Annotated in this window: 27 protein-coding genes; 9 read left to right on the forward strand and 18 right to left on the reverse strand. The window is 49.8% G+C overall.

Annotated features, from left to right (window positions below; all coding sequences use genetic code 11):
* Positions 1-20: 20 nt before the first annotated feature.
* Both proB and rapA read right to left on the reverse strand, forming a co-directional pair.
* Positions 21-1,160 carry a glutamate 5-kinase gene (proB, locus tag BUC30_RS08680; protein WP_073424466.1) on the reverse strand — a complete coding sequence of 380 codons (1,140 nt, stop codon included), beginning with the start codon at positions 1,158-1,160 and terminating at the stop codon, positions 21-23.
* 29 nt (positions 1,161-1,189) lie between these two features.
* The gene (gene rapA / locus BUC30_RS08685; protein WP_073424467.1) at positions 1,190-4,180 is read right to left on the reverse strand and encodes an RNA polymerase-associated protein RapA; all 2,991 of its coding nucleotides are present in this window, start codon (positions 4,178-4,180) and stop codon (positions 1,190-1,192) included.
* Positions 4,181-4,246: 66 nt separating this feature from the next.
* On the opposite strand from rapA, the gene BUC30_RS08690 reads away from it, so the two are divergent.
* Positions 4,247-5,011 carry an RDD family protein gene (locus BUC30_RS08690; RefSeq protein WP_073424468.1) on the forward strand — a complete coding sequence of 255 codons (765 nt, stop codon included), beginning with the start codon at positions 4,247-4,249 and terminating at the stop codon, positions 5,009-5,011.
* Between the two features lie 5 nt (positions 5,012-5,016).
* On the forward strand, positions 5,017-6,294 hold the full coding sequence (murA, locus tag BUC30_RS08695; RefSeq protein ID WP_073424469.1) for a UDP-N-acetylglucosamine 1-carboxyvinyltransferase: 1,278 nt from the start codon (positions 5,017-5,019) through the stop codon (positions 6,292-6,294).
* A 57-nt stretch (positions 6,295-6,351) separates the two neighbouring features.
* Here murA and BUC30_RS08700 read toward each other — a convergent pair whose 3' ends face one another.
* The 6 genes from BUC30_RS08700 to BUC30_RS08725 form a co-directional block, all read right to left on the reverse strand.
* Positions 6,352-7,212 (reverse strand): tetratricopeptide repeat protein, encoded by an 861-nt coding sequence (locus BUC30_RS08700; protein WP_244536563.1) that lies wholly within the window; start codon positions 7,210-7,212, stop codon positions 6,352-6,354.
* A gap of 18 nt (positions 7,213-7,230) precedes the next feature.
* Positions 7,231-7,809 carry an OmpA family protein gene (locus tag BUC30_RS08705; RefSeq protein WP_073424471.1) on the reverse strand — a complete coding sequence of 193 codons (579 nt, stop codon included), beginning with the start codon at positions 7,807-7,809 and terminating at the stop codon, positions 7,231-7,233.
* An 11-nt stretch (positions 7,810-7,820) separates the two neighbouring features.
* Positions 7,821-9,098: a translocation protein TolB gene (locus tag BUC30_RS08710; RefSeq protein ID WP_244536564.1), complete on the reverse strand. Its 1,278-nt coding sequence runs from the start codon at positions 9,096-9,098 to the stop codon at positions 7,821-7,823.
* Positions 9,099-9,278: 180 nt separating this feature from the next.
* The gene (locus tag BUC30_RS08715) at positions 9,279-10,214 is read right to left on the reverse strand and encodes an energy transducer TonB (protein ID WP_073424473.1); all 936 of its coding nucleotides are present in this window, start codon (positions 10,212-10,214) and stop codon (positions 9,279-9,281) included.
* The gene (locus BUC30_RS08720; protein ID WP_072828243.1) at positions 10,201-10,617 is read right to left on the reverse strand and encodes an ExbD/TolR family protein; all 417 of its coding nucleotides are present in this window, start codon (positions 10,615-10,617) and stop codon (positions 10,201-10,203) included. The genes BUC30_RS08715 and BUC30_RS08720 overlap by 14 nt, the downstream gene beginning before the upstream one ends.
* Positions 10,614-11,315, reverse strand: a complete 702-nt coding sequence (locus BUC30_RS08725; RefSeq protein WP_139260816.1) for a MotA/TolQ/ExbB proton channel family protein — start codon at positions 11,313-11,315, stop codon at positions 10,614-10,616. The genes BUC30_RS08720 and BUC30_RS08725 overlap by 4 nt, the downstream gene beginning before the upstream one ends.
* Positions 11,316-11,507: 192 nt before the next feature.
* Between BUC30_RS08725 and BUC30_RS08730 the strand changes: the two genes are divergently transcribed.
* Positions 11,508-12,047 (forward strand): LPP20 family lipoprotein, encoded by a 540-nt coding sequence (locus tag BUC30_RS08730; protein WP_073424475.1) that lies wholly within the window; start codon positions 11,508-11,510, stop codon positions 12,045-12,047.
* A gap of 53 nt (positions 12,048-12,100) precedes the next feature.
* Here the strand turns inward: BUC30_RS08730 and BUC30_RS08735 are convergent, their stop codons facing one another.
* Positions 12,101-13,390, reverse strand: coding sequence for a bifunctional folylpolyglutamate synthase/dihydrofolate synthase (locus tag BUC30_RS08735; protein ID WP_073424476.1), 1,290 nt, complete (start codon positions 13,388-13,390; stop codon positions 12,101-12,103).
* Between the two features lie 178 nt (positions 13,391-13,568).
* On the opposite strand from BUC30_RS08735, the gene BUC30_RS08740 reads away from it, so the two are divergent.
* Positions 13,569-14,312, forward strand: a complete 744-nt coding sequence (locus BUC30_RS08740; protein ID WP_073424477.1) for an endonuclease — start codon at positions 13,569-13,571, stop codon at positions 14,310-14,312.
* A gap of 97 nt (positions 14,313-14,409) precedes the next feature.
* Complete coding sequence (gene rpsD, locus BUC30_RS08745; protein WP_012820048.1) at positions 14,410-15,015, forward strand: 30S ribosomal protein S4; 606 nt, start codon at positions 14,410-14,412, stop codon at positions 15,013-15,015.
* A 62-nt stretch (positions 15,016-15,077) separates the two neighbouring features.
* On the opposite strand, the gene BUC30_RS08750 is transcribed toward rpsD, so the two are convergent.
* Complete coding sequence (locus BUC30_RS08750; RefSeq protein ID WP_073424478.1) at positions 15,078-15,269, reverse strand: hypothetical protein; 192 nt, start codon at positions 15,267-15,269, stop codon at positions 15,078-15,080.
* On the reverse strand, positions 15,256-15,810 hold the full coding sequence (locus tag BUC30_RS08755; RefSeq protein ID WP_073424479.1) for a hypothetical protein: 555 nt from the start codon (positions 15,808-15,810) through the stop codon (positions 15,256-15,258). Before BUC30_RS08755 ends, BUC30_RS08750 begins: the two co-directional genes overlap by 14 nt.
* A 220-nt stretch (positions 15,811-16,030) precedes the next feature.
* Between BUC30_RS08755 and BUC30_RS08760 the strand changes: the two genes are divergently transcribed.
* On the forward strand, positions 16,031-17,149 hold the full coding sequence (locus tag BUC30_RS08760) for a glycosyl hydrolase family 8 (protein ID WP_073424480.1): 1,119 nt from the start codon (positions 16,031-16,033) through the stop codon (positions 17,147-17,149).
* Between the two features lie 42 nt (positions 17,150-17,191).
* Here BUC30_RS08760 and BUC30_RS08765 read toward each other — a convergent pair whose 3' ends face one another.
* The gene (locus BUC30_RS08765; protein WP_073424481.1) at positions 17,192-18,517 is read right to left on the reverse strand and encodes a GntR family transcriptional regulator; all 1,326 of its coding nucleotides are present in this window, start codon (positions 18,515-18,517) and stop codon (positions 17,192-17,194) included.
* 67 nt (positions 18,518-18,584) lie between these two features.
* Between BUC30_RS08765 and BUC30_RS08770 the strand changes: the two genes are divergently transcribed.
* Positions 18,585-19,196, forward strand: coding sequence for an FISUMP domain-containing protein (locus BUC30_RS08770; RefSeq protein WP_170861523.1), 612 nt, complete (start codon positions 18,585-18,587; stop codon positions 19,194-19,196).
* Between the two features lie 54 nt (positions 19,197-19,250).
* Here the strand turns inward: BUC30_RS08770 and BUC30_RS08775 are convergent, their stop codons facing one another.
* From BUC30_RS08775 to BUC30_RS08800, 6 genes are all read right to left on the reverse strand, one after another.
* Complete coding sequence (locus tag BUC30_RS08775; RefSeq protein WP_073424483.1) at positions 19,251-20,003, reverse strand: bifunctional hydroxymethylpyrimidine kinase/phosphomethylpyrimidine kinase; 753 nt, start codon at positions 20,001-20,003, stop codon at positions 19,251-19,253.
* A 1-nt stretch (position 20,004) separates the two neighbouring features.
* Positions 20,005-21,291, reverse strand: a complete 1,287-nt coding sequence (locus tag BUC30_RS08780; protein WP_083555687.1) for an MgtC/SapB family protein — start codon at positions 21,289-21,291, stop codon at positions 20,005-20,007.
* 46 nt (positions 21,292-21,337) lie between these two features.
* Complete coding sequence (locus tag BUC30_RS08785; RefSeq protein WP_244536565.1) at positions 21,338-22,936, reverse strand: diguanylate cyclase; 1,599 nt, start codon at positions 22,934-22,936, stop codon at positions 21,338-21,340.
* A 132-nt stretch (positions 22,937-23,068) separates the two neighbouring features.
* Positions 23,069-23,560, reverse strand: a complete 492-nt coding sequence (locus BUC30_RS08790) for a dihydrofolate reductase (protein ID WP_012819865.1) — start codon at positions 23,558-23,560, stop codon at positions 23,069-23,071.
* 43 nt (positions 23,561-23,603) lie between these two features.
* Entirely contained in the window at positions 23,604-24,065 is a 462-nt protein-coding gene (locus BUC30_RS08795) for a 23S rRNA (pseudouridine(1915)-N(3))-methyltransferase RlmH (RefSeq protein ID WP_073424487.1), read from the reverse strand.
* Entirely contained in the window at positions 24,066-24,794 is a 729-nt protein-coding gene (locus BUC30_RS08800; protein ID WP_012819867.1) for a metallophosphoesterase family protein, read from the reverse strand.
* A gap of 69 nt (positions 24,795-24,863) precedes the next feature.
* On the opposite strand from BUC30_RS08800, the gene BUC30_RS08805 reads away from it, so the two are divergent.
* Positions 24,864-25,493 (forward strand): FKBP-type peptidyl-prolyl cis-trans isomerase, encoded by a 630-nt coding sequence (locus tag BUC30_RS08805; protein WP_073424488.1) that lies wholly within the window; start codon positions 24,864-24,866, stop codon positions 25,491-25,493.
* A complete protein-coding gene (gene rpiA, locus BUC30_RS08810; RefSeq protein WP_012819869.1) occupies positions 25,493-26,182 on the forward strand; it encodes a ribose-5-phosphate isomerase RpiA in 690 nt (229 codons plus the stop codon). Before BUC30_RS08805 ends, rpiA begins: the two co-directional genes overlap by 1 nt.
* Positions 26,183-26,235: the final 53 nt, after the last annotated feature.

Below are 26,235 nucleotides of genomic sequence, written 5' to 3' on the forward strand. Positions count from 1 at the left end.
AGCGGTCTAAAGTCACCTAGTTAGAATACAACCAAGTCGTTCTTGTGGATAAGTTCATCCGGAACATTCTTGCCCAAGATTTCGTGCACTTGGGCAGTCTTCTTGCGGAGCACAAGCTTAAGCGTTTCGCTATCAAAACCAGCGACACCACGAGCCACAGGATTCTTCTTTTCGTCCTGTACTTCAATCAAGTCACCCTTGTCGAAATGCTTCTGTACCGCAATCACGCCAACCGGCAACAAGCTCGAATGATTTTCACGCAAAGCCTTCACGCCGCCTTCATCGACAATCACGCTTCCACGCGGAGTTGTGATAAAGCTCAGCCAGCGCTGACGGCTATTGAGCTTTTTCTTGGAACCTGCGAATAACGTACCTGTAGCATTTTCAAAGAACACCTGATGCGGGAGCACCTTCATACCGCTAGCAAGGAATGCATTTGCACCGCTCTTCGTCACATTGCGAATGGCTTCGAGCTTGCTCCTCATGCCGCCGGTACTGACGGCGGACCCGGCCTCGCCGGGCTTTCCGGCCAAAGCCAAAATGGCAGGCGTGATTTCAGGAACAAAGTTCAACAAGCGAGCGTTCGGATTCTTCTTCGGATTGTCATCGAACAAGCCGTCTTCATCCGTAAAGATGAGGAGCAAGTCTGCATCAAGGAACAGAGCCACATCGCTTGAAAGCTTGTCGTTATCGCCCACCTTGATTTCAGCGACAGCCAAGGAATCGTTCTCGTTAATAATCGGAACAATCTTCTTGGCAAGCATGGCCTTGATGGTGTTCTGCAAATTCTTGTAACGTGCGCGGTCGCGGAAGTCTTCTGCAGACAAAAGAATTTGACCAACAGAGAGTTGCACCCAGCGGAACATTTCGCGATAAGCGTACATGAGGTCAATCTGACCCACGGCAGCGCAAGCCTGCTTTTCGGCAAGCACGGTCGGCTTTTGAGCGTAACCCAGTTCAGCCATGCCAGTACCCACAGCGCCACTCGTGACAATGACGACCTCCTTGCCTGCATCCATCAAGCGAGCCACGGAATCCGCGAGCTTCTGGATGTAACGCGTACGAACGCCACCACGCTCGGAATCCACGAGAATGCGAGAACCAATCTTCACCACCACGCGGCGAGCTTCATCTAAAATGTTCTTTCTTAATTCACTCATTTTTCAGTCGTTAGTTATTAGTCAATAGTTTACTTGCACACCACCAAGCGAATGGCATCAAGGCGGAGCTGCGGATTAGCCACAATTTTCTTGCGTTCCTGCACGTTCTTGCGGAGCTGCTTCAAAGCTTCGCTTGTACCCGCCTTGCCACGCATCGAGAGCAAATGGTTCATGCGCTGGTATTCCTGTTCCGAACGCGCTTCCACGGCATTTGCCGCTTCTTCAGCATACTTCTTAGCCTGTTCAGAAACAATCAAGCGAGCCTTAGCAAGACCATCCTTAGCAAAGTAACGGAGCGTCATATCGACAGCCGCATTGCCCTGCGGAACGCCAACATCCTTGAGCGCCGCATCCGAAAGCGCATCGAAATGCGCGGACATGTTTTCGCCCTTCGCATTCACCAGCACCTTGAAATACTTCGGCCCTGCGATATCGGCACAGCCCCATTCTTCGGACACAGGCAGTTCCACAGCAAAGTTGTACTGCATCATGAGCCCACGCAAACCGGAGTTCGGCCAAATGGCGCAAGACACCGTTCCACGGCCAAAGCTCGTTTCGTAATCGAACACGCCTTGAGCCAGCGGATGGTCCAAGCTGATAAATTCAATATCGTCGTGCGTCATCGCAACATCGCGATCGAACGTGACCGTCATGCAAGTGCCACCACTCACACGACCATCGCCGTCGCCATCTCCACCGCCTTCGCCACACAAATCCGTCTGGCTATTTACGCGACCACCGCCAGCAGTAGCCGCAGCCATTGCCAAATCAGGCATGCCCGGCACAGAGCCCGCTTCAACCTGCGGTCCCATCGTGATGAGGAAGCAATCCTGCACAGAGCTCTTTTCAACATCGAGTCCGCGATTCATCAAGGAATCGAACACTAGATTCTTGAGTTCCGGCTCGGCATCAAGTTCACGAATCTCGTCCGTGATTTCCTTTGCCTTTTCAGGATTGCGGGAGTTAAATTCCAGCAAGCGGTCACGACCGTTTTCAATATGCTTACGCATCTGCTCGCAGTCTTTCTTGACCTGCGGGATGACGTTCTTCACAAAGTTTTCAAGGCTAGCGCGCGGCGTTGCCAAAGCTTCAATCAGCGATTCCGTGTACTTGAGGAAAAGTTCACCACCGCTCATGAGCGGAGCGCCAAACGAATTCAAGCCTTCGTTGTACCAGCGGAACATCACTTCCTGACCCGAGCCCTTCACGTACGGCACGTGGATGATGATGTCCTTATCCTGACCAATGCGGTCTAAACGGCCAATACGCTGTTCCACAAGAGCGGCATCAAGCGGCAAGTCGAACAAGACCAAGTGATGCGAGAACTGGAAGTTACGGCCTTCAGAACCAATTTCAGAAGCGATGAGCAAGTTGGCGCCATCAGGCTTGCTGAAGTTTGCCGCAGCCTTGTCACGAGCCATGATGCTCATGTCTTCGTGGAACATCACAAACGCACCTTCACCCAAGAATTCGAGAAGCAAAGTTTCAAGCGCCTGCACCACCTGAATGGATTCGCAAATCAACAAAACCTTTTCGTTCTTGTATTCCTTGAGGAATCCCTTGAGCCACACAAATCGTTCGTCCATCGCCCAAGCGTCGGAGAACCTCGTGCAGAGGAGGCCATTTTCCTGAATGTCCGTCGAAGCTTCCAAATCGCGGTCGGCAGCGACATCCACCATTTCACGGTAAGCCGGATTCGGTTCGAGCGGAATTTCATCGAGCACACGCTTCGGGAATCCGCCCACGCCCTTACGCGTATTACGGAACACCACGGAACCCGTACCCATGCCATCGACAATGCGGCGCATCCATTCGCCTGCGGTCATCGACTTTGAATTTTCCTGTTCCAGCCACGGACGGATTTGCGAGTTCTTCGGGACGCATTCGTACAAATCGTCCCAACTCATGTGGTGGTTCGGGTCGGTCGGAAGCTTATTTAAATCTCGCACAAGCTTGAGGTAAGCTTCCTGGTCCTTGATAAAATCGTTGTAATCGGCAAAGCGCACCGGGTCAAGCATCTTGAGGCGGTTGAACTGCGATTCCGGATGGAGCTGCAAGGGCGTACCGGTCAAAAGCAACACGCCCTTCGAGCGGCCAATCACCCTGTTCGCAAGCATGTACTCGTGGCTCGTAAAACCATCCTCGCACACCAGATGGTGGGCTTCATCAATGATGGTCATATCCCAGTTCGTCTTCAAAAGGTCTTCAATCAATGCAGGCTGCGCCATCAAAAAATCAATGGACACGATGATGTCGTTACTCTGCATGAACGGATTGGGCTTCGTTTCATCTTTTGCGACACCCACAAACAAACCACGGATGTAACCTTCGTCCACCAGCGTAAAGAGCTGGTTGAAACGGCGCTTCATTTCAATCATCCACTGGTGCTTCAGCGTTTCTGGAACAATCACAAGCGTACGCTGGATGCGGCCTCTCGACTTGAGAGCATGCCAAATCATGCCCGCTTCAATCGTCTTGCCCAAGCCCACTTCGTCCGAAAGCATAAGCCTCGGGAGCGTAGAGCTAGAGCATGCGCGGTAGCAAAGGTAATACTGGTGCGGGATCATGTTCACACGCGGGCCAATCATGCCGCGAACCGGCGAAGAAATCCACTTGTAATACATTTCCATCGCATCTTCATGACGCAAAAAATCACGCGACGAACACACTTCGTCATCAGCCAAGGCCTTAAACAGCACAGCCGGTCGAGCGGTCGAAATCTTCGAGCTCAGCTCGGATTCCTTCATTTCTTTACCATTACGCCCGACATAGACTTTGATTCCCGAATCTTCGCGAACGGAATCCACCACAAAGGAGACTCCCTTTTCGCTCTTGACGGTTTCACCTACTTGCAAAACAAAACGTTCAATCGGAGCTTCATCGGTCCTGTAAATACGAGCTTGGCCGATAGACGGGAACAAAATTTTAACAGTACGGCCCTGAACTTCAGATACAATACCAAGCCCCAGGGTAGGTTCGGCTTGGCTAACGTAGCGCTGACCAATTTTAAACATCATCATAACCTGTAAATTTAGGATTTTTTCGAAAATTCGGCTTGCGAACTTTTTACTAAATTATTCCACAACATGAAATGGTTTTATATCGATACATCAATCACCGACGGGGATAGGCGTCAAGGTCCTTATTCTATCGATGAAATTAGAGATTTTGTCAACGAAGGCAAGATAAAAGACGAAACTTTAGTCTGGCACACCGGCGAAACTAATTGGAAGGCATGGAAGGATTTTCCCGAAGCAAGCGAACCCCCAGAGCCAACCGAAGAAGAACTCCTCAAGCAGACGATTGAAACGCTTCTCCAGAGCAAACTAAACCGCAAACGCTACGCAGGATTTTTTGTACGCGCTAACGCGTTTATTATAGATAACTTAATTCTTTCTATAGTCGGTGCGTTGTTCCTTTACGTCATGAGTTTGGCAGGAATGCTGGACTTGAACGCCGTCACCGAAATCGTAAACCAGTACATCGATAATCCCGCCTCCACAGAACTCGTTTCCAAAGCGCTCGAGCTCCCCGGAATGTCTACGTTCTTTACGATTTGGAGCGTTGTACAGGCCATTTACTTTATCGTTTTCCATGCGGTTTGGGGCGCCACGCCAGGCAAAAAGCTTTTGCGCATTCATGTTGAAATGGCAAATGGCGAAAAGCTCTCTTGGGCTTTCTCATTTTTCCGCTTTGTGGCAAGCATCGTCACGCAAGCGACACTCATTTTTTATGGTTTGGGTTACCTGATAGTCCTTATCGATCCGCAAAAGAGAGCGCTACACGACTTTATCGCACAGACTCGTGTCGTTCATAATGCCATCGAACAAAAAGAAAATAAAGAGGTTTAATTTATATGGATCAGTTTATTGTTCCGCAAGTGAAAGCACCGGTCAATGGTGAAGTTGAAATTTCTGGTGCCAAAAACGCCGTGCTTGCCGTCATGGCAGCAGCCCTCCTCGCCGATGGCGTTTCTGAAATCACAAACGTTCCGCACTTGAAAGACATGAAGACCATGTCCGATGTGCTCCGCGTGATTGGTTGCCACATCAACGGCGGAAGCCACGTCCTGAGAATCGACACCCGCGGTGTAGACCATCTCGAAGCACCGTACGAACTTGTGAAGACCATGCGCGCAAGTTTCTACGTTCTCGGCCCTCTCGTCGCCAGATTCGGTCGCTGCCGCGTCTCGCTCCCCGGCGGATGCGCCTGGGGCCCGCGCCCCGTTGACCTGCACCTCAAAGGTCTCGAAGCGCTCGGTGCAAAGATTACCGTCACGCACGGCTATGTCGAAGCCACTTGCGAAGGCCGCCTCCCCGGTGGCAACTTCAACTTCCCGATTTCTAGCGTCGGTGCAACGGTCAACGTCTTGATGGCGGCGACACTTGCCAAGGGCGTGAGCGTCTTGCAGAATGCAGCCCTCGAACCCGAAATTGACAACCTCATCGACTTCCTCACAAGCATGGGCGCCAAAATCCAGGGCCGCGGAACGCGCACCCTGACCGTCCAAGGTGTTGAATCGCTCCGCCCGGGTACAGGCGTCACCATCCCGGACCGCATTGAAGCAGGCACGTTCCTCTGCGCCGCCGCCATCACGCGCGGCCGCGTCAAGGTCACACGCATCATCCCGGAACACATCGCCTCTACGCTCGATGCCTTCCGCGAAATCGGCTGCAAGGTGAACGTCGGTGCCGACTGGGCCGAAGTCGATGCCCGCCAGCAAGAACTCAAGCCGATGAGCCTCGTCACGCTCCCGTTCCCGGGATTCCCGACCGATATGCAGGCTCCGTTCATGGCAACGCTCCTCTCCATTCCAGGGAACAGCCTCGTGCAAGACACGGTTTATAACGACCGTTTCAAGCATATCGCTGAACTCGAACGCTTAGGAGCCTCCATCCAGCTGAACGGCAACACCGCTACAATCAAGGGAGGCCTCCCGCTCGAAGGTGCCGACATCATGGGTTCCGACCTCCGCGCCAGTGCGGCTCTCGTTCTCGCAGGCCTCATTGCCGAAGGCGAAACGACCATCAGCCGTATTTACCATCTCGACCGCGGTTACGAAGATTTCGAAGCTAAGATGGCAAAGATCGGTGCAACCGTCAAGCGTTTCAATCCGGACGCCCGCGACGATTAAAAAATTACGTCTTCCCAAACGCACAAAAGCCGGCTTCCAGCCGGCTTTTTTTCGTATTTATCGCATTTGCTCTCTGCAAATTTCCGTTGCCGAGCGCCCATCCGGAGACTTAAAGTCAAGCAAATCCTGCAATGAAATTGCCGCCTGCTCCAGTTCCGGAGTCGAAGCGCACGTATTGTTCGAAAGGATCATCTGCAAATACTGCTTTTTACGGTCCAGATTGCATTCATTGCCGTAAATCGAAGCAAGTTTATACATGCCCGCACAAGCCTTCATCCCATTCGGATTAGAATCCACAAGATTCGTGAGGAGCGTCTTTGCCTTTGCCGCCTGGTTCGCTTCAATCAAACAAAGCGACATCCAGTAGAGAGCCCCTTCTGCCATTTCGCCCTTTTTCACAAGTTCGTACACCTGCTTAAAGCCATTGTACGCAAGCTTGTATTCGCCACGATGATAATCCGAATGAGCGGCATTGAACATCGTTTCCGCTTCAATCATCTTTTCAGCATTGGCGTCCGGTTCCATCACGGCGCTAGCCACGCCGTTGTTCACCACCACCTTCTTTGCCAAAATCTTGTCAGACTTGCCAAGTAGCAAATCCAAGCGGTAGATGATTTCTTCCTGACGCGTATCGCGACGGACCGTTTCTTCACTCATGCGATTCGAAAGCACCGTCACTTCGGCCTGCAAGCGCTTTTGCGCCACTGCAGCAGCATCGAGTTGAGCCTTCACGCTATCGAGTTCCGCACGGAGCGATGCATTTTCAGCAGAAAGAGCCTTGTACGCCGAGTCATTTTTGGCAATGACATCGTCACCGACTGCACGCATTTCTTTTGTGCGCAACATCGTAATGCTACTGCATCCCGAAAGCACAAACGAAGCCAAAACAACGCCAAGAGATAAAGACTTCAAATTCACAATCAAATCCTCCCCAAACTATTGATCAATGGACACGCGGAAATGAGCTCTGCGATTCTTGGAATACGCCGTTTCGTCAGTTCCCTGAACCTTCGGACGTTCCTTGCCATAGCTCACCGAAACAAGCCTGTTGGCATCCACGCCGTACGCAATCAAGAACTCACGCACCACCGTCGAGCGGCGAGCGCCCAGAGAAATGTTGTAGTCTTCAGTACCGCGAGCATCCGTATGACCTTCGACCGTCACGATAAAGCGATTTTCATTGACCAGAATTTCAGCCACTTGCGCAAGCAAGCGCTTTGCATTTTCGGTCAATTCGGAGCGGTCATAGTCAAAGTAAACATCTTCGAGCATGATGCGGTTGATCAATTCTTCCAAGCGTGCACGTTCTGCTTCAAGGCGTTCCGCTTCCAAGCGTGCCAAAGAATCCGCGCTCAGCGTATCCGTCACAAGCGTATCGAGGTTCAATGTAGAATCCGCAGGAGCTTCCGGCGCCGTTTGCGGTTGCGGATCCGTTTCTGGCTTTTCCTTGCTGCAACCCCAAGCAAAGAGTGCAACAGCCGTACCCATCAAAGCGAGTTTAATTACCTTACCCATAATTCACTCCTCTATTTAAATTTTTTATCGTCAAAGAACCAGGACCAAGTCGGTGCTGTATTTTCGACACCATTCGTAATACGTGTGACACCACTTCCGTCTTTACGCATAATATAAATTTGATAATTGCCACCGCGGTCGCTAGCAAATGCAATCAGCTTGCCATCGGGCGACCAAGTCGGGTGTTCGTTATTCCCCGCGTTCGATGTCAACTGGATAATATCCGTACCATCGAGAGCACAAGTATAAATGTTCATCTTGCCATCATCCATCGATGTGTAGACAATGCGGTCACCTTCTGGGGACCAGCTTGCACGTTCATTGTAATGACCCATGTACGTAATGCGGCGCACGTCCGTGCCGTCCTTCCCAACCGCATACACTTGCGGAGAGCCGCCACGATCACTCGTAAAAAGCACTTCACTTGCAAACGGGCTCCAAGAGGGGCTTACCTGATTCGATTTCAAGTGCAAGAACTTCTGTGCAGAACCGGTCTTCATGTCGCCGCGATAAAGTTCCGTCTTTGCACCTTCCGTCACCGAGAAAAGGAGTTCACCGGTCTTCGGGTTTACAGCCGGGCTAAACGTCTGCTTGAACTGCGTAAAGAGCGGGGTTTCCTTGCCGCCAAACGTGATGGCGTAAAGGTTCGGGCGTTGCTTGCGGAAGTTCACATACACAAGGCCCTTGTTGCCCTTCTGCCAAACCGGCATCATATTGATTGAAGAATCACGCGTAATCTGACGACGGGAGAAACCATCGTAATCCGAAATCACGACCTGTTTCACGCCATCGATTTTCGAAACATAAGCAAGCTTTGTCGAAGCAACACCGCGTTCCCCGAACAAGCGATAAACGACCTTGTCAAAGAACGAATGCACCACCTGACGCACGTCATAAGGCTTCACGGTATAGCTTTCGCCAAGCAACACATCCTTCGTCTCGGAAGCATACAGATAGCAATCAAGCTTGATTTTTCCATTCGGGAGCTTGGTCGCATTGCCGGTCACGTACTGGCGAGCACGTTTCTTGCTAAAAAGCACCAAGTCAAACTTATCCGAACTCACAGCTTCAAAACGCCCCGTGAGGTTTGCATCACGCGTCAAAATCAAATGCGGAGCTTCATTTGTCCACTTGATGTTTCCATTTTCTTCAAAAGGCACAACGCCAATCGGCATCGTCTGGAATACCGAAATTCCCACATCCACAGCAATCGTATCAATCGCCGCAAACGCAGGCACCGCAAGCGCCATCGCAACAAACACAAAAAGCAATTTTACTTTATTCATCATAATCTCATTTTGCCAACAAGATAGTTTGGTCTTTGGTCATTAGTTATTGGTCATTAGAGTTATTCGGAAATCGGAATTATTTAACTTGGCGGCTTAGCCGCGATTATTTTTATTCCGAACTCCGACTTCCTAATTCCTAATTTTCAGGACTCCTAACTATGCTGCAGGCATCTCCTTTTTCTAGTTCGGCGTAAAGTTAAACTGCAACACAAGACTTGAGCCCTTGTACGTCGGCGGGAGTTCCGGCAACTTCGAAATCTTCACCGCACGCATCGACAAGTGGTCCCATGCGCTATTCGACGAAGAACGCTTGAGGAACACACTAGTAATCGTACCAGAACGTTCAACTGTAAACTGTACCGTCGTTTTTGCATCACGATCAATCGTCAGTCCGTTTGGCGGATTGAAATTGCTCATGATTTTTGCCTTCGCGCGTTCTAGGAACACCTGCATCAGCGGGTCCATATCAATCGGATTTACCGCCTTGAGGCTCGGCAATTCAAACGACTTCTGCAAATTCAAATCGTCGATATCAAAGTCGTCGTCATCCTTCGGCTTTTTCGCAGGTTTCTTTTCGACCTTCTTCTTTTCAACCGTTTTCTTCGCGACCTTTTCCACCGGCTTTTCAACAGGCTTCTCAACCGGCTTTGGCTTTTCGACCTTTTCTTCCGGCTTCTTTTCTTCGGACTTGGGTTCCGGCACAGGCACGGGCTCCGGCGTATCCGGCTTCACTTCGGGAGCAGGTTCTTCAGGAACTTTCGGAGCTTCCGGCTCTAGTGTTTTTGCAGGAGTCGGCTCTGGAGCGGGTTCCGGTTCAGGAGTCGTTTCCGGCACCGGCTCGGGCTGTTTCGGAGGAGGCGGTTCCACCTTCGGCGCTTGCTGCGGTTCAGGATCCGGCTTCGGGGCATGTGCCACCGGCTGCTTTACCGGTTCATCGACATGAACCATTTCGAACACGGGAATTTCTTCGGCAGGCTTGCTCAAATCAATATTGTGCAAAGCCATCAAAGTCCCGACAACCACCAAATGAAACACGACAGCACACACGATGATCTTGAATAAAGATCCATCGTTTTCCGTCTCGAAATATTGGATATGGTCCCTATTTCTTTTCATTTACCAGTTCGTCTTTTGGAGTCATTGTCAAGAAACCAAGCTTCGTCACACCGAGCTTTTGCACCTGCGTCACAACCTTCATCACAAAGCCATAACTTACAGCTTCGTCCGAATTGATGACCACAGCCATTTCGCCATTCCACAGCGACTTGAAAATGCTCTCGAAGCTTTCCATGTCCACCTGCATATCGGCGATGAATATTTCGAGGTTCTTGGTGATGGAAACCTTTAAAAGTTTCTGCTGTTCCATCGTCGGAGCCTTGACCTGCGGGAGATTGACCTTCACGCCCTGGCTCATCAACGGTGCACACAAAATAAACACAATCAAGATGGCGAACACGATATCAATCATGTTCGTGAGGTTGAGTTCCTGCTTTAAGTCCTTACGGCGGCTGCGTTTCACGCTTCCTCCTCGGCAACTCCTTCAACAGCGAGCATGTCACCTCTCTTGAACAAGCTCAAAACTTGCGATCCAAAGTTGTAATACGAAGTTTCATTACTTCCATTTTTAGAGGTAAAGTAATTATACCCGGCAGAGGCAGGTATTGCCACCAAAAGGCCAGCCACCGTAGTGATAAGAGCCATGGCAATACCCGGAGCGACAACAGTCAAGTCCGCAGAGCCATGATGACCAATCTGGAAGAAAGCAATCATGATACCCCAAACGGTACCGAGCAAACCAAAGAACGGAGCCAAGTTAGAACTTGTGGCAAGGAAAGTCAAATAGCGGTCCTCCCCCATGCGGATTCCTTCAATCGAACGCTGGATAGCATCTTCGAGTAAGGAAGAACGATGCTGAATGGATTCGTAAGTTACTTTACCCTTGAACTTGGATACTTCGTTCAGGACTTCGACACTCAGCAGACGGAGCGCGCTATCGCTCGATACAGTACAAAGTTTTTGGAGTTCCGAAAAATGCTTAAGCTTGCAAAAATCCTTAAAGAATTTGGCGTTCGCACGCAAATTTGATTTATGCTTAAAGAACTTCACGATGATGATGCCCCAGGAGCCTAGCGACATAAAAGCGAGAATCCCGAGAATAACCATGGTCACAATATCGGACTGCGTAATCATTTGCAGGACGGGTACTGTATTGTTCAAGACAACCTCCAAAATTTTACAAAAATATACGTACTATATTATAATACAAAAAAGCACTATCGAAAGTGTCATTCCTTACGTTTAACAACACTTTTTTTGACAAATGCTGCAAAACTGCTTCTTTGCATGATATTTTTTGTATATTAAAATCACAAAACAATATATCTGGATTTTAATTCCAAGGAGAAAACAATGAAAAAACTCATCGCATGTTTCGCTCTTGCAGCGCTCTTCGCAGGTTGCTCTAGCAATCCTCCGCAGACCCCGCAAGAAAAGTCTGCAAGCATCCTCGTCGAAATGCAGATGCAGAAAAAGAACTACATCAAGCAGCACATTCCGGCAGGCATCGGTATTGGCGAATCTGCTGATGAACAGATTGCTCTTGAAAAGGCAGACCAGAACGCTCGTGTAGACCTCGCCAAGTCTATCGATGCACAGACCAAGGCTCTCATCAAGAACTTCAAGGAAGACGTGAGCGACGAAATTGCAGAACACTTCCAGAGCACTTCCATGACTTCCGTGAACCAGCGCCTCAACGGTGCTACGCTCAACGACGTCAAGGTTGAAACCACTGCCGACGGCAAGTTCAAGGTCTACGGCGTGATGACGCTCGACTCTGACCTCGTCTCCGAATACGTCAAGATGCTCGAAGAACAGGAAAGAAAGGACGAAGCCGAAAAGGTTCGCGCCGCTGCAGAAAAGGCATACGCCGAACTTGATGAAATGGAATAATCATCCTGCTTAAATTTCAAGCAAAAAGACATTGGCTTAGCCAATGTCTTTTTTTATCGATGTTCGTTCGTCGTGGGCTCCATCCCACGGAAAAACGCGAGCCCATCAAAATCATCCTTGAGCGCCTGCACCGTCGCCCCAATCATGTAAAGGCTACCCGTAATGAGCACTGGCGAACCATCCGTAACACTCGCACAAACTTCATTGAGATACTCGCGGGAAAACTCGCCCGCACTTGCGACATTCAGCCCAAGCTTTTCAAGCTCGCCCTGCAAATCAATGAGCTCGCGGAAACGCGGATACGGCGTACGCGTGATATGCCAAGCGCTCACATGCGGAGCCATGAGCTTGAGCATTTCGCCCACATCCTTGTCACGGAGCGCACCGAATACGCAATGGAACTTTTGATTCGGGTAATACTTGTCAAGCGTCTCGACCAGACGGCGAACCGCGTGGGAATTATGCGCACCATCTAGGATAAACTTTGTTTCGCCGTTAGCATCGATAAGCTTTTGCATACGTCCCGCCCAAGAACGCGTCGTAAGAGTCTTGAGCGCAAGTTTATCGTCAAACTTTTTCAAGAACAGTTCCGCAGCCTTAAGCGAAAGGCTTGCGTTTTCAATGTAATGTTGTCCTAAATTCGGAAGTTCAATATCGTTACGGATTTCCGGAACAACACAAGAGCATCCATGCGATGCCGCAAATATTTTGGCTTCAGCAATCAAAGCATCATTCAAGCCACCCAAGACAAAAGTCTTGCTACGACCATTCGAAAGAATACTTTGTGCAGAACCCGCTACCCCCATTTTTTCCTTGAGAATAGCAGATTCCGTGCTACCGAGAACTTCAGTGTGCTCCAGCCCAATGCTTGTAAGCACAATCAGTTCGCCATCAGCAACGGCAGTGCTGTCCAAACGACCGCCCATGCCCGCTTCCAAGACTGCAACATCAATGTTCTGTTCTGCGTAATAGAGGAATGCGACAATCGTCAGCACTTCAAAAAACGTCGGCTCCACTTGCGTTTCTTCGGCAGCGGCCTTGACCTGCATAATCAAACGGTCAAGAGATTCATCGTCAATCGGCAAATCGTTCACACGGATGCGTTCGCGCATGCTCACCAAGTGCGGGCTCGTATAAAGTCCCGTCTTGAGACCGTGCGCCTGCAAAACACCCGACAAGTAATAGCTCGTCGAGCCCTTGCCGTTCGTGCCAACAACATGAATCGTCTTAAACTTTTTTTGAGGATTTCCGAGAGCTTCGCAAAGTTTACGGGTAGAAGCAAGACCCGGCATCATCCCGAATATGAGGCGGGAATTCAAATATTCCAATCCGTTCTGAATCATGGTCTATAATATAGAAAGTTAGAGGTTCGTCATTAGTTATTAGTCGTTAGTTACTAGTCACTAGTCTTTAGTCATTAGCTATTTCAGCATACATAGACTAATTACAAAAACTACAGACCATTGACCAATGACCAAAATGATTACATTTCTATCACACACAAAAAGAGGTTTTGTTTATATGAAAGTTTCAGCAAGCGCTGTCGCTTTGATTCTTTGCGTTTTCGCAACTTTTTCGTTTGCGAAAGTCGATCCCGAGGCAGCACCTCGTCACTACAACTACCGCGATGCAGGCAAGCAGATGAGGCGCATCTACTACGGCGAACTCCAGGAAACCATCTACTGCGGTTGCCGCTACCTCGACAAAAAACACGTGGACTTTAGCACCTGCAACTACAAGCCGCGCGAAAACCCAAACCGCAAAAGCCTTGAACGCACCAAGCGCATCGAGTGGGAACACATCGTGACCGCCCACAACATGGGGCAACACCTCCCCTGCTGGCGTGACGGCGGCCGCAAGAACTGCAGCGCCAATGACTCCACGTTCAAAATCATGGAAGGCGACCTCCACAACCTCTATCCCGCCATCGGCGAAGTGAACGGAGACCGCAGCAACTTCATGTTCAGCCAGTGGACGAACAACCCGGTCCCCATGTACGGCGAGTGCGAAACCATCGTCGATTTCAAGGACAAGAAGGTCCAACCCCGCAAAGAAGTCCGAGGCTTAATCGCCCGCGTGCATTTCTACATGGAAAAGACCTACAACATCAACCTTTCCAAGCAAGACCGCAAGCTTTTTGAAGCCTGGGACAAGATGTACCCCGTCACCGAGCGCGAATGCGAGCGCGACCGCCGCATTTTCAAGGTTCAAGGCGACCACAACCCCTTCGTCTTCGAGAAATGCCGAGATTCTGTTGACAAGTAGTGAACATTTGACTAAATTTGAAGTCCAAATCTCGCATGTCGTGCCAAGCTCTGCCAACTTGCGAGCGTAACCAAAGAGCTTCCTCAAAGAGGTAAATATGTCCTCCTTCCGCGGACCTAAAGGTAAAGTAGCACGCTCTCTCGGCGTTGCCGTTTCTCAGAAGACTCAAAAGGCTCTCGACCGCCGCAACTTCGCACCTGGCCAGCATGGTCAGACCCGCAAGAAGTCTGCTTCCGTTTACAAGCAGCAGTTGGTCGAAAAGCAGCGTCTTCGTTTCACCTACAACATTTCCGAAGCTCAGCTTGCCAAGGCATACAAGGAAGCTAACCGTCGTGAAGGTTCTGCAGGTGATAACCTGATGATCTTGCTCGAAACTCGTCTTGACGCAGTCGTCTACCGCATGGGTTTTGCCCGTACGATCTTCGCTGCTCGTCAGTACGTTGCACACGGTCACTTCACAGTGAACGGTGTTCGTAGCTTCTCTCCGAGCCGCCTCATCAAGGCTGGCGACGTGATCGCTGTTCGTGAACAGTCCAAGGAACACGTGCAGATCAAGGAAGCAATCGCTTCTGCAGCTGCCGCTCCGGAATACTTGTCTGTCGATCTCGGCAAGATGCAGGGTACTCTCGTGAAGCTTCCGCTCCGCGACCAGATCCCGGTCAAGCTCGAAGAACAGCTCGTCGTGGAATACTACTCCAGGTAGTAAACCGCTTAGAGCCAACAAGACTCAAGCTTTTAAAGACGCTCGCAGTAATGCGGGCGTTTTTATTTTATTATAAAAGCAAGTTTTTCTTCGTAAGACAAATCATTTATAGACTTGCCAACTTTTTGGGCATATGCGACAAGCGCACGATGATCATACCTACAAGATGGAGCATCTTTATAAGGATTCGGGAAACCCAAATATTCGCTTTGAATATCCGCAAAATTCATGGTCTTTTTTTCAATTCCACTCATAAGTGTAATTCTCCAAAAGCTTTTGGGCCGCACAAGGTTCTATCAAAAAATGATACGGATGAAGAATACCAACGAAAGAACATCCGAGAAACGCAATATAGTGATTCAAAAGCTCCCTATTAAGAGCAAAGCCGTAAACAAATCCATCAAAGCCCCATTTAAAAGACATATCTACAGCAATAGCAAAAAGATGACCACCGACACCACTATACTTTTTCTTTCCAAATAAATATATGTTATTTCTAGGCGCCGTACAAGCCCAATGCAAATACACGGCTCGAATATCAGAATCCTTTTTTAGCGCAATAAGTCCCTGTACTTCATTATTTCTCTTTAAAGCAAGAGCAAACACATCAACATTTAAAGGGACTTTAACCCAATCAATTCCCCAACCATTGGACGAATTATATTTTCTAAGAACAGAACGACTTTCTATTTTAAAAACGAAAGTTTCTTCAATTGATCCTGTTTCCAAATCCTTGAGGCAAGGAACCATTTCATCTAGCCATATATCAACGCAGCCATTTAATACATCATTCATTTTTTTCTCCTTCCCCGTCTACATGCAAAAAAAAACGGGATTACTCATTTTTTATAAATATAGAATCATAAAATGTCAAATCATGACATTTTCAATTTTATTCATTTTTTTTAACGAATGCCACAATTTTCCAAGCGCGCTAAGAAACACTCGCAACACTTTTAAATAATTTCATCTACAAAAGAGGACGGGAGCCCAATACATTTCTATTTTAGATGCCATGAGAAACATTTTTGAAGAAATTGGTAAGACTCCCGCCGAAATTGAGGCAAAACTCAACAAGGCTTTCACGCAACTGTTTGAAGGCGACCGCGAAAACGAACGCATTTGCTTTGACAAAGGCAATGACATGGCGTACATCGTGGATATCGGCCACAACGACATCCGCTCCGAAGGCATGAGCTACGGCATGACGGTTGCCGCACTCCTCGGCAAGCAGGACCTTTTCGACAAGCTCTGGAAATTCGCCAAGACGCACATGAAAAACACCGAAGGCGACCTTGCCGGTTATTACTCCTGGCAAGTATCGACCGCCGATTTCACGATGATGGACCCGGGTGCCGCCCCGGATGGCGAAGAATACTTTGCTGCAGCGCTCCTATTCGCCGCCAAGGTTTTCAAAAACGAACAATACAAGCACGACGCCGTCGAGCTCATCAACGACATGGCTCACAAGCCGCAAGCAGGCGATGTGTACACGATGATGGACGTGAATGCAGGACTTGTGCGATTCTCGCCCATGAAGGGGAACGATTACACCGACCCAAGCTACAACACGGTCGCGTTCTATAGAATGTACGGTGAAGCCAGCGGCGATGCAATTTGGAACAAGATTGCAGACAACAGCGTTGCCTACTTGAAAAAGGCTTGCCACCCGGTCACGGGACTTGCCGCCGACTACAGTGAATTTGACGGAACACCGAAGAAAACGCCTTGGCACCCGGAAAGCGATTGCTTCTGCGGAGACGCTTGGCGCGTCGTGTGGAACATCGGGCTTGACGCTGCGAAATTGCAAGATAAAGGCGAACGTACCGACGTGAGCGAATGGGAAGTTTCAGCTGTTCGCAAAATTCTCGGTTACCTCCACGGGCGTCGCCCGTATCTCGCCGACATGCGTGTCGACGGGAGCGCGTTCCCGCGCGAGGCAAGGCCTGCTACGGGCGGCCTGATTGCCATGAACGCAGCATCGACTGTCGCACTCCCCGCAGGCGATCCGCTTATCAAGCCGTTCGCCGAAGACCTTTGGAATATGGAAATCCCGACCGGACTCTGGCGCTACTACGACGGACTCCTGTATATGCTCGGGCTCCTCGCCTGCTCTGGCAAGTTTAACGCTTGAGCAATGTCGATCCCGGCACAACGGCCGGGGTGACAACTGCGTTTAGTGTTTCTCGACAACTCTTCCAAGCGGCGTCTGCATTTGGCGCCGCTGTTCTGCATATATGGTCGGTGCGACAATGTGGTAAATTGCCTCTTTCACCATCGTCCCGACATTGAATGCAAACGAATCAAACACGTAGCGGTAACTTTCAATCGTATCGTCAAAGCCTACCACGTACGGCGCAGGTAACTTTTTCGCCTTGAAGTAATCAATCAGCGAAGCCGCCACCCAGTCATTTGAGCACACGAATTTATCCAAAGTCGCGTTCTTCAAAAGCGATTCCAAAATGTTGTCCAAAAGAACCTGGCGCTCAACGCCCTCGTGCTCAGCCGCATCCGCCAAATCAAACGGAGATGCATAGCGTTCATCGACAAGCGGGATTACATCCGTACCCGCATCCAGCAAGCCCTGCAAACGAGCCTTCGACCAAAAACTAGCGTGGTACGGCGAGAGGTAATGAACAGGCCCCATATCCTTGCTCTTGAGGTAGCGCCCAACAATCACGCCCGCTTCCTTTCCAAAAGCCACGTTGTAGAAAGCCCACTTCTTTTTATTGCGCGCAATCACCGGAATCACATCCGGCGCGTATTCCCACCAGACCGAAATCGGATTCTTGAACGATGCAAAATGCGCAAACAACTTCGCCGCATCATCCACCAGCCACGTCGAGAGGAACACACCCAAGCAGTGGGTATCGTTCTTTACAACAAACGTTTCGCCCGACGACAAATAGAACTGGTTCGAAGATTCGTGATACCCGATAAACTTCACCGCAATTTTCTGTTCTGCGGCAATCTGCGCAAACGTGCGGAACACATCGGATTCACGTTCGGATTCAATCTTCAAACGCCCGAATTCATCCGAGCGATGCACAAACAAAATGTAATTCGACTTTTCGACAGGGCGTTCTTCGCTAAAGAAAAAGCGGTGCCCCACATGGCGCAAAATTCCTTGCGAACACTTTTGCATCAGAAACTTTTTAACAATGTAAAGCGAAACATTATAACGGTTCGAAAGCTCCTTGCACGAAGGAAGTTCATCAAATGCATTCAAATACCCGCTATCCAAATCGTTCTGGAACTGACGCTCGACTACCGAATAAACACTCTCTTCTGCCTTCACCTCGAACGACGGAGCTGAGCCCCAAAAACAGCCCTTGCCATGAACGAGCTGCACAAGTTTTTCTTGAGCCAAAATCTTGTAAGCGCGATGAACCGTATTGACTGAAAGACCAAGACGCTCCGCCATTTTACGCACAGAAGGCATCTTTTCGCCATCGTGAAAACCGGCATCCGCAATCGATTTTTTTACATCTTCAATAAGCAACTTTAAATCCTCTTCATTTCACAAAATAACAAAATTTTCCATCATGAAAATTTCTAAATTTGTCGTCATGAGAATTGGTTTAGTATTTATGCTTTTGGCAGCCTGCATCGCCGCAGCCGCCCCCTCCAAAAAAGCCTCCGCGAAAAAGTTCAAGGACCCGCGCGACGGCCACACCTACAAGATTGTGAAAATCGGCAACCACAACTGGCTCGCCGAAAACCTCACCTACAAGACGACCAAGGGTAGCTACTGCTACAACGACGACAAGGAAAACTGTCACAAGTACGGTCGCCTCTACACGTGGAAAGCCGCCATGAAGGCATGCCCAACCGGTTGGAGACTCCCCGACCGCAAAGACTGGAATTTCTTGAGCAAGTACCTCGGCGCAAGCAAAAAGAACGGCTTTAGAGTCAAGCAAGCAGGTCAGAGGATCTGCTTCGGTAACAACGACATGTGGAGTCCTTACTGCGAAGAAACCAAAGCATCATTCAATGCGTCTGGCAAAAGCGACACACATTTCGCTTACGAAGACATGGAAAAATCCGCCTTCTTCTGGACAGCCACCGAAGAAACGACCTACATCGCAAACTTCGTGACCATCGGCGGTTACAACGAACGTTATGCGGAACGCGCCATCGAAGAGAACAACGCTTTCTCTGTCAGGTGCATCCAAAAGTAATATAAAATAGTTTATTAAAAGAGCCTCCCCAACGGGAGGCTTCTTTTGTTTTAATTAAAAATCCTTTGCAAGTCGACCTTCACCGCTCTGTAATAGCTCGGTGAGGTAATTCTTTGCCATTTGGCAAGCTTCAGGGAGCGTATGTCCAAGCGCCAGATTTGCAAGAATTGCCGAGGATAAATGGCAACCGGTACCGTGTTTACCATTGCCCGGAATTCGCGGACATGTAAACTTGTACTGTTTACCGTCCTTGTCCCACAAGGTATCAACGGCTTCGTCATCCGTCGAATGTCCACCTTTTAAAAGCAAGGCGAAATCCTTCCCGAATTCAAACTTTCCACGAGAAGCAGCCTGTTCAAATCCCAAGAATCCAAACTCATCCAGATTCGGAGTGACCAAATCAATCTGCTTCATCACCGGCATAAATTCATCGCGTTCAGCCGAGCGCATAAAGTGGAAACCCGCCGAAGCGCTAGCAATCGGATCCCAAATAATGTAGGCGTCCGGAGATTTTTCACGGACAAATTCTACAATTCGCTGTAGCACCTTTGCTTTTTCGACAAGTCCTATTTTCACGAACTTGAACTGTCGCTTAGCAAACAACGTTTCAAGTTGCGCTTCGATGCGTTCCCAGATAACCCATCCAGGCGCCACAAATTCATCTTCATTTTGCTGCGTGAGTGCAGTACATACAGATTCGCAGAACACGCCAAAATGCGCCATCGTCTTAACATCCGCTAAAATTCCAGCGCCCGCAGAGCCATCAAAGCCTGCGATTGTCAATGCAAATTTCATTTTTTCAGACATTTTATACCACCGAGTAAATTCCAATTAATACCACGGACACGCCGCAGATAAGCCCCACCGCCGGGAGAATCGGGCGTCGCATGGACTTAGACCCAAGAAAATACACCATGCAGCCCTTAGTAAGCGTATTGGCAAGGCTCGCAAAAAGGAGTGCCAAAATCAAGTTGTGGTGTTCAAGAGTCGCCTTTCGGCACATGTCAATGAGCGAGAACGCGACCGCATCCATTTCAGCCGCACCGCCCAAGAAGCTACAAATCATCAACGCGCCCGAGCCAAAATAAGCGTGGGCAGCATTGGCGATGAACATGACCACGGTAAAGACCAAGCCAAACTTAATTGCCGGCAACAGCTTGAACGGGTTGTTAAAATCAGTCGTCTTCTGGCGATGATCCTTAGATTCACGAAGTTTCAAATACGCCGCATAGCCAAGCCCCGGCACCACAGGCACAAGCAGAGGCGCCAACAACGGGAACGCAAGTGACGGCATCAGGAATATGCAAATGAGGTAGAGTCGCGCATACATCACCGACCAGCTGAGCACAATGCCGAGCGTAAAATCAGCCGCATACTGTTCGTTATCAACGCTACGCCCCGCCAAGTTCAGCGTGAGCGCGGTACTGCTCGCAAGCCCGCCCAAAAGCCCAATGAGCCAAATGCCTTTACCCGGACCGACAAGCTTGATGAGCACATAGCCCACAAAGCCGATGCCGCAAATGAACACGACAAAGAGCCAAATCGTATGCGGATTCAAGACTTCAAGCCCAGCCGGGCCAAATGAGCGATTCGGCAAGAAGGGCAAAATCATGAGAGAAATCACCGCAAACTTGACTGTAGCAATGATGTCTTCGGTCGAAATCTTTTTCGCAAAATCGTGAAGCTGCCGCTTGACCGCCAACAGCCACAAAAGCACAATCATGAGGATACACGCTTCTAAGAGCCGGTTAAACCAGCAAAGCGCCCCCAAGAAATAAATCATGATAAGTGCCGCACTCGTCGTGACACCCGCAGGCCCTCCATTATTCTGGTTCGAAAGGCCGTACGCAATATGGCTTGCCACAAGCAAAAGCCCGACAATCACAAGCCCTACAACAAAGGGAACAATCGAACCCATCAGGTCGCCCAAATAGCAAGACAAGGCGCCACAAAGGCTCACAATCGAAAACGAGCACAGCCCAGCGGGGTGCCTTGAATTATTGCGGGAATACGAGTTTTCACGCTGCATACCGATAATAAAACCGATACCCAGCGCCGCCGCAAGCTTATAAAAGATATTGAACTCAATCATCATTCAAAATCTAATCAAAAAATTGCGGAGAATGAATTTTTTTGTGAAATTACGCCATTCGCTGTTGCTTAGAAGCAAGCTTCATAGCGTACATATTTGCATCGGCCATGCGGTAAACATCCATTGCAGTCACGGCATCACCGCGACGGCGCACAGAATAGCCATAAGCGACATTCAATTCAATCGGCAACTTGGCTTCTTTTTCCAAGAGCACCATCGTCTTCAAAGCGGTATTCAAATCCGAGAGGTGTTCTGCACGGACAATCGCCACAAACTCGTCACCGCCCATGCGAATAGTCGTCCCGATGCCGTTAAACGCGTTCTTGAACACATCGGCAAAGGCGCACAAAAGCTTATCACCCGTCGAATGCCCAAAGTGGTCATTCACATACTTGAGGCCGTTCACGTCAATACTCACAATAGCATAGTCGCTATCATCGCGGTTGAGCACTTCAAAAATGTGTTCGCACTTAGCGCGGTTATAAATGCCCGTCAAAGCATCGCGATAAGCAATCTGGCGGAGCACTTCTTTCTCGGTCTTGTCCATGAGTTCTTCGTACATGTAGACGAGATAACCCACCATCAAAAGCAAGATGAACAAGAGCGTACCGACCGGTAAGCAAGTCGCATCCAAGAAGGATTTTTCCATGCCAAACAAGTTCTGCACATTATAGCGGAACAAGTCTGCAATGCCAAACAGCACAAACACCACCGTTCCCGACGCGAGAATTTTCTCTTGCAATCCGGCACCGCGGTCATAAAGGACCTTGAAGAATACCATGAACAGGAACGAAACAAAGATATAGCTATGGTAAATGAGCAAGAACGTCGGGTAATGCGCAATATCGGTCACATGCAAAATCGTCGTCACCACAAAGAACAGCACACCAAAGCCGACAATGACTTTCAGCACGTTCAACTTCCAGGTCGAAATCTTACCCGCACGCATATTGATAATCAAAAGCCCAAACGGAATCGCAGCGAGGTAAAGCGAAACGTATTCCAGCGTCGTATCCAGCGCATAGTTCGTGGAAACAATCTGGATACCCTTCGCGTAATTCAGCGTCCAAAGTCCCATCAAACCAGCAAACAAGCCAATCAGAACAAGGCGGTAATAAGCCCTGTCAAAGCCGACGGCACAGCAGCCTGTAATAAAGGCAATCATCCCGAAAAACATTAGGAATATGCCAATGGTAATGGAATCAGAATTTTGCGAAAAATAGTCTGTCATGCTATTTGAACGCAAAAGTTCAATCTGCGCCACAGATTTTGCGGCCGCTTTTTCGGTCACAATCGTCACCACGCGGATGACATGGTCGTCAAGAAATTCCGGCATATTTACAAGGTGGATGCCGCTACCGACCAGTTTTCCCTCTTTAAAGCGTTCAAAACCATAACGGTAATAGCAAACACTGTCAACATAGACAGCTACTGCAACGTGATACGCATGGAATCGGAGCGTTGTCGGCAAGGGAATCGAATCGTTCCGCATGTTGCGCTCGTAGATGATCGTATCGCCGGGCTGAATATTTGAGGGAACTCGGAAATCGGAGACATGTTCCATCGGCGGAAGATGAATGCCGCCAAAAGAAATGGACCAGCCATCGTTAAGGGCGATGACATTGTTGCACGAACCATGACGGCACATGCCGTTAAAACTGACTACAAATAGAACAACAATTACAGCGGCAACCACTGCAATGAGAAGTCTAAGTATTTTCTTTCCATTCCTCAACAACATCTCTAGTATATAATAAGTAATTCTAAGGGCAATAGAACCTTATTTTTTTCGTACCCAAATTTCAAAGGTTGTCGGGAAGTCGTTTTTTTCGTCTGCCGGGAAGGATTCTGCGCTCTCTTTCTGGAACTTATCGTTCCACTCCGGGAAGAAAACATCGCCTTCCACGTGCGACAAAACTCTCGTCAAATAGAGCTTTTCAACCAGCGGCATCGCTTCGCGGTACACGGCGGCACCACCGATAATGAAACATTCCGTCTCACCAGCAGCGCGGGCGGCCTCGATAGCCTCACCGAGCGACGAGCAGACAATGCAGCCCGGGGCCTGGAAATCCTTGTTGCGGGTGAGCACGTAGTTCGTGCGGTTCGGGAGCGGGCGTCCGATATCGTCATAATTCTTGCGACCGAGGATGATGGCATGCCCCGTAGTAATCGCCTTGAAGCGCTTGAGGTCAGCAGAAAGGTGCCACGGCAAGTGACCGTCACGCCCGATGACATTGTTTTCAGAAACCGCTACAATTGCAGAAATTAACATCTTTCGTCTCTCGTCTGTAGGTGCGCAGCACCGTTCTCTCGTCTCATCGGTGATGATATGGGTGGTTTTGCATGACCATCTGGACGCGGTAGAGCTGCTCCACCGTAATAATCCTGGCGTGGTCGTGGGTAAAAGTCAATGGAGAAAGGCTCAAGAGCAAGTCGGCGGACTTTTTTAAGTTCTCGTCGATGCCGTACGCGGAGCCAATCAAAAACACAATATTTCCCGTAAAGCGGGCCTGTAACGTATCGGCAAGCTTCACCGTCGTCATGAGCTTGCCCTCTTCGGAGAGGATTACTCGGCGGTACTCGTTACGCGGGAATTTTTTTTCGAAAAGGGCGGCTTCCTGGGCAAGCGCCTGGGCGTGGTCGTCAATTTTCGATTCCTTGAGCTCCACCACTTCCAGTGGCATCGCGGAACCGCGCAAACGCTTCACATACTTTTCCACCTCGTCCGCAATGAACGGGGAACCAGCCTTACCAAACACCGCCAACACCCACTTCATCTAACGCCCCACCGATAGTCGGTCAATCAAGAACGAGGGCATCCCCTGCTTTTTCATGCGGTTCTGCGTCTCGCGAATGTCGTATTCCACTCGGATGAGCCGCACGCACTTGGTCTCGGTATCGAGCAGGCACCAGCAGGCCCTCGGGTCGCGGTCGCGAGGTTGCCCCACACTGCCGACGTTCACCAGCAAACGTTCGGTATTCGCAATCACGTACTCGTACTCGTCCAGAATCTTCGGGATTGCCAAGGGGCGGCTAGCAATGATGACCGGGCTATGCGTATGCCCCACAAAGCAGTAGCGCTCCGAGAAATGGTCGAAAGCGTTCAGCGCATCCTCGAGATCGGTCACGTAAACCCAATCTGCCGGAGACAAAGGCGACGCATGCACAAAGCAGATATCGTTTTCTTCCTGGATGTACGGGAGCGAGCGGATATACGTCACGGACTCCTTGGAAAGGTTCTTCTGGGTCCATTCAATCGCCTGCTTCGCATACGGGTTGAACCCGGCGCTGGATTCGTACCGGACCGCCACGCTGTCGTGGTTCCCGATCAGGCAAACATCCATGTTCTCTTTAACCAAATTGACGCACTCATCGGTATCGACGCCATATCCCACAATATCACCAAGGCATACTCTCCGTTCCACGCCATTTTCGCGCATGGACTGGAGCACAGCCTCGAAAGCGGTGGCATTGGAATGGATATCTGAACAAATACCGTAAAGCATGTCCGTAATTTAGAAAAACAATTTAATATAAGTGGCGAAATTGACCAATTTTACTACATTTGGGCATGTATGGTAGTCATTCAAGACAAGATGAAGGTGAGCATAGCCTACACCCTCAGAGAAGGCAAGCGAATTCTTGAAGAAGTTCCCGCCTCCCAACCGTTCGTGTATATCCACGGATACAACAATATCATTCCCGGACTCGAAGACGCATTGACGGGGCGTCGTCTGGGCGAAAAGTTTACGGTGAGCATTCCGGCAAATCTCGGTTACGGCGAATACCGCAAGGACCTTATCCTCACGGTCCCGAAAGAAGAACTCCGCGACGTCGGAGAGCTCTGGCTCGGCATGGAACTCGAAATGTACCAGGATAACGACATGCGCGAATTCCAGTTGCCGGACACCGCCGAGGAATTTGTAAACGACTTGAACCTGGATGGCGATGACGACCAGTGCGACGGCATTTACACCATCAAGGAAATTCTCGAAGACACCGTGATTGTGGACGGGAACCACCCGTTTGCAGGCAAGGACTTGATTTTTAACGTCGAAGTTGTAGACATTGTCGAAGCAAGCTTCACCGAACAGGAATCCGGATTCCCGGACGAAGACGATTACGACGGCTACGATAACTACGACAGTTACGACAATCGCATGGGCGACGACAATTTTGATTCAAACGAAAGGAGATGGCGCTAATGGCATCGATGGATGAACTCAAGAAGGCTGCAGGCGTTCGTGCCGCAGACATGATCAAGGACGGAATGATTGTCGGTCTCGGTACAGGCAGCACGGCAGCTCACATGGTGAACCGCCTTGCCGAACGCATCAAGACCGAAGGCATCCACGTAACGGGCGTTTCGACCAGCTGGAGCACCACACTTCAATGCCGTAGCCTCGGCATCCCGCTCAAGGAAATGGGCGAAGTGAGCCACCTCGACATGGTGATTGACGGTGCAGACGAAATTGACCCGAACCGCAACCTCATCAAAGGCCGCGGAGCCGCTCACCTCCTCGAAAAGATTGTCGCCTCCATGACGGACAACTATGTGATTATCGCAGACTCCGGCAAGGCCGTGCAGCAGCTCGGCACCAAGTTCGCCGTACCTCTTGAAATCATCCCGGGCGCTATCGCCGTCGTCACAGAACGCGTGAAAAAGCTCGGTGGCGAAGTCAAGGTTCGTATGGGCGCTCCTGGCAAGGACGGTCCGGTGATTAGCGACAGCGGTAACCTCATCGCTGATGCGAAGTTCGCCCCCATCGCAGACCCGGACAAGCTCGCCCGTGATCTGGAACACATCGTGGGTATCGTCGGACACGGCCTGTTCATCAACATGGCAACGAAGGTCATCCTCGCTGACGAAGCCAAGGGCTTGATTGAATTCTAGTCATTAGAATCGTCATCCTCGACCAAGCGTAGCGCGGGAGGGGATCCAGTGAA

Origin of the sequence: Fibrobacter sp. UWB7 (genome assembly GCF_900142945.1) — a bacterium.
Taxonomy (GTDB): domain Bacteria; phylum Fibrobacterota; class Fibrobacteria; order Fibrobacterales; family Fibrobacteraceae; genus Fibrobacter.

Bases quoted from the DNA above. Each gene is read 5' to 3' on its own strand.
- BUC30_RS08690 (WP_073424468.1), top strand. From the start codon at position 4,247: ATGAAATGGTTTTATATCGATACATCAATCACCGACGGGGATAGGCGT.
- rapA (WP_073424467.1), bottom strand. From the start codon at position 4,180: ATGATGATGTTTAAAATTGGTCAGCGCTACGTTAGCCAAGCCGAACCT.
- BUC30_RS08790 (WP_012819865.1), bottom strand. From the start codon at position 23,560: ATGTTAATTTCTGCAATTGTAGCGGTTTCTGAAAACAATGTCATCGGG.
- BUC30_RS08775 (WP_073424483.1), bottom strand. From the start codon at position 20,003: ATGTCTGAAAAAATGAAATTTGCATTGACAATCGCAGGCTTTGATGGC.
- BUC30_RS08750 (WP_073424478.1), bottom strand. From the start codon at position 15,269: ATGAGTGGAATTGAAAAAAAGACCATGAATTTTGCGGATATTCAAAGC.
- BUC30_RS08730 (WP_073424475.1), top strand. From the start codon at position 11,508: ATGAAAAAACTCATCGCATGTTTCGCTCTTGCAGCGCTCTTCGCAGGT.
- BUC30_RS08710 (WP_244536564.1), bottom strand. From the start codon at position 9,098: ATGATGAATAAAGTAAAATTGCTTTTTGTGTTTGTTGCGATGGCGCTT.
- BUC30_RS08740 (WP_073424477.1), top strand. From the start codon at position 13,569: ATGAAAGTTTCAGCAAGCGCTGTCGCTTTGATTCTTTGCGTTTTCGCA.
- rpiA (WP_012819869.1), top strand. From the start codon at position 25,493: ATGGCATCGATGGATGAACTCAAGAAGGCTGCAGGCGTTCGTGCCGCA.
- BUC30_RS08705 (WP_073424471.1), bottom strand. From the start codon at position 7,809: ATGGGTAAGGTAATTAAACTCGCTTTGATGGGTACGGCTGTTGCACTC.
- BUC30_RS08785 (WP_244536565.1), bottom strand. From the start codon at position 22,936: ATGTGCCGTCATGGTTCGTGCAACAATGTCATCGCCCTTAACGATGGC.
- BUC30_RS08755 (WP_073424479.1), bottom strand. From the start codon at position 15,810: ATGAATGATGTATTAAATGGCTGCGTTGATATATGGCTAGATGAAATG.
- rpsD (WP_012820048.1), top strand. From the start codon at position 14,410: ATGTCCTCCTTCCGCGGACCTAAAGGTAAAGTAGCACGCTCTCTCGGC.
- BUC30_RS08770 (WP_170861523.1), top strand. From the start codon at position 18,585: ATGAGAATTGGTTTAGTATTTATGCTTTTGGCAGCCTGCATCGCCGCA.
- BUC30_RS08715 (WP_073424473.1), bottom strand. From the start codon at position 10,214: ATGAAAAGAAATAGGGACCATATCCAATATTTCGAGACGGAAAACGAT.
- murA (WP_073424469.1), top strand. From the start codon at position 5,017: ATGGATCAGTTTATTGTTCCGCAAGTGAAAGCACCGGTCAATGGTGAA.
- BUC30_RS08795 (WP_073424487.1), bottom strand. From the start codon at position 24,065: ATGAAGTGGGTGTTGGCGGTGTTTGGTAAGGCTGGTTCCCCGTTCATT.
- BUC30_RS08805 (WP_073424488.1), top strand. From the start codon at position 24,864: ATGGTAGTCATTCAAGACAAGATGAAGGTGAGCATAGCCTACACCCTC.
- BUC30_RS08800 (WP_012819867.1), bottom strand. From the start codon at position 24,794: ATGCTTTACGGTATTTGTTCAGATATCCATTCCAATGCCACCGCTTTC.
- BUC30_RS08735 (WP_073424476.1), bottom strand. From the start codon at position 13,390: ATGATTCAGAACGGATTGGAATATTTGAATTCCCGCCTCATATTCGGG.
- proB (WP_073424466.1), bottom strand. From the start codon at position 1,160: ATGAGTGAATTAAGAAAGAACATTTTAGATGAAGCTCGCCGCGTGGTG.
- BUC30_RS08760 (WP_073424480.1), top strand. From the start codon at position 16,031: ATGAGAAACATTTTTGAAGAAATTGGTAAGACTCCCGCCGAAATTGAG.
- BUC30_RS08780 (WP_083555687.1), bottom strand. From the start codon at position 21,291: ATGATGATTGAGTTCAATATCTTTTATAAGCTTGCGGCGGCGCTGGGT.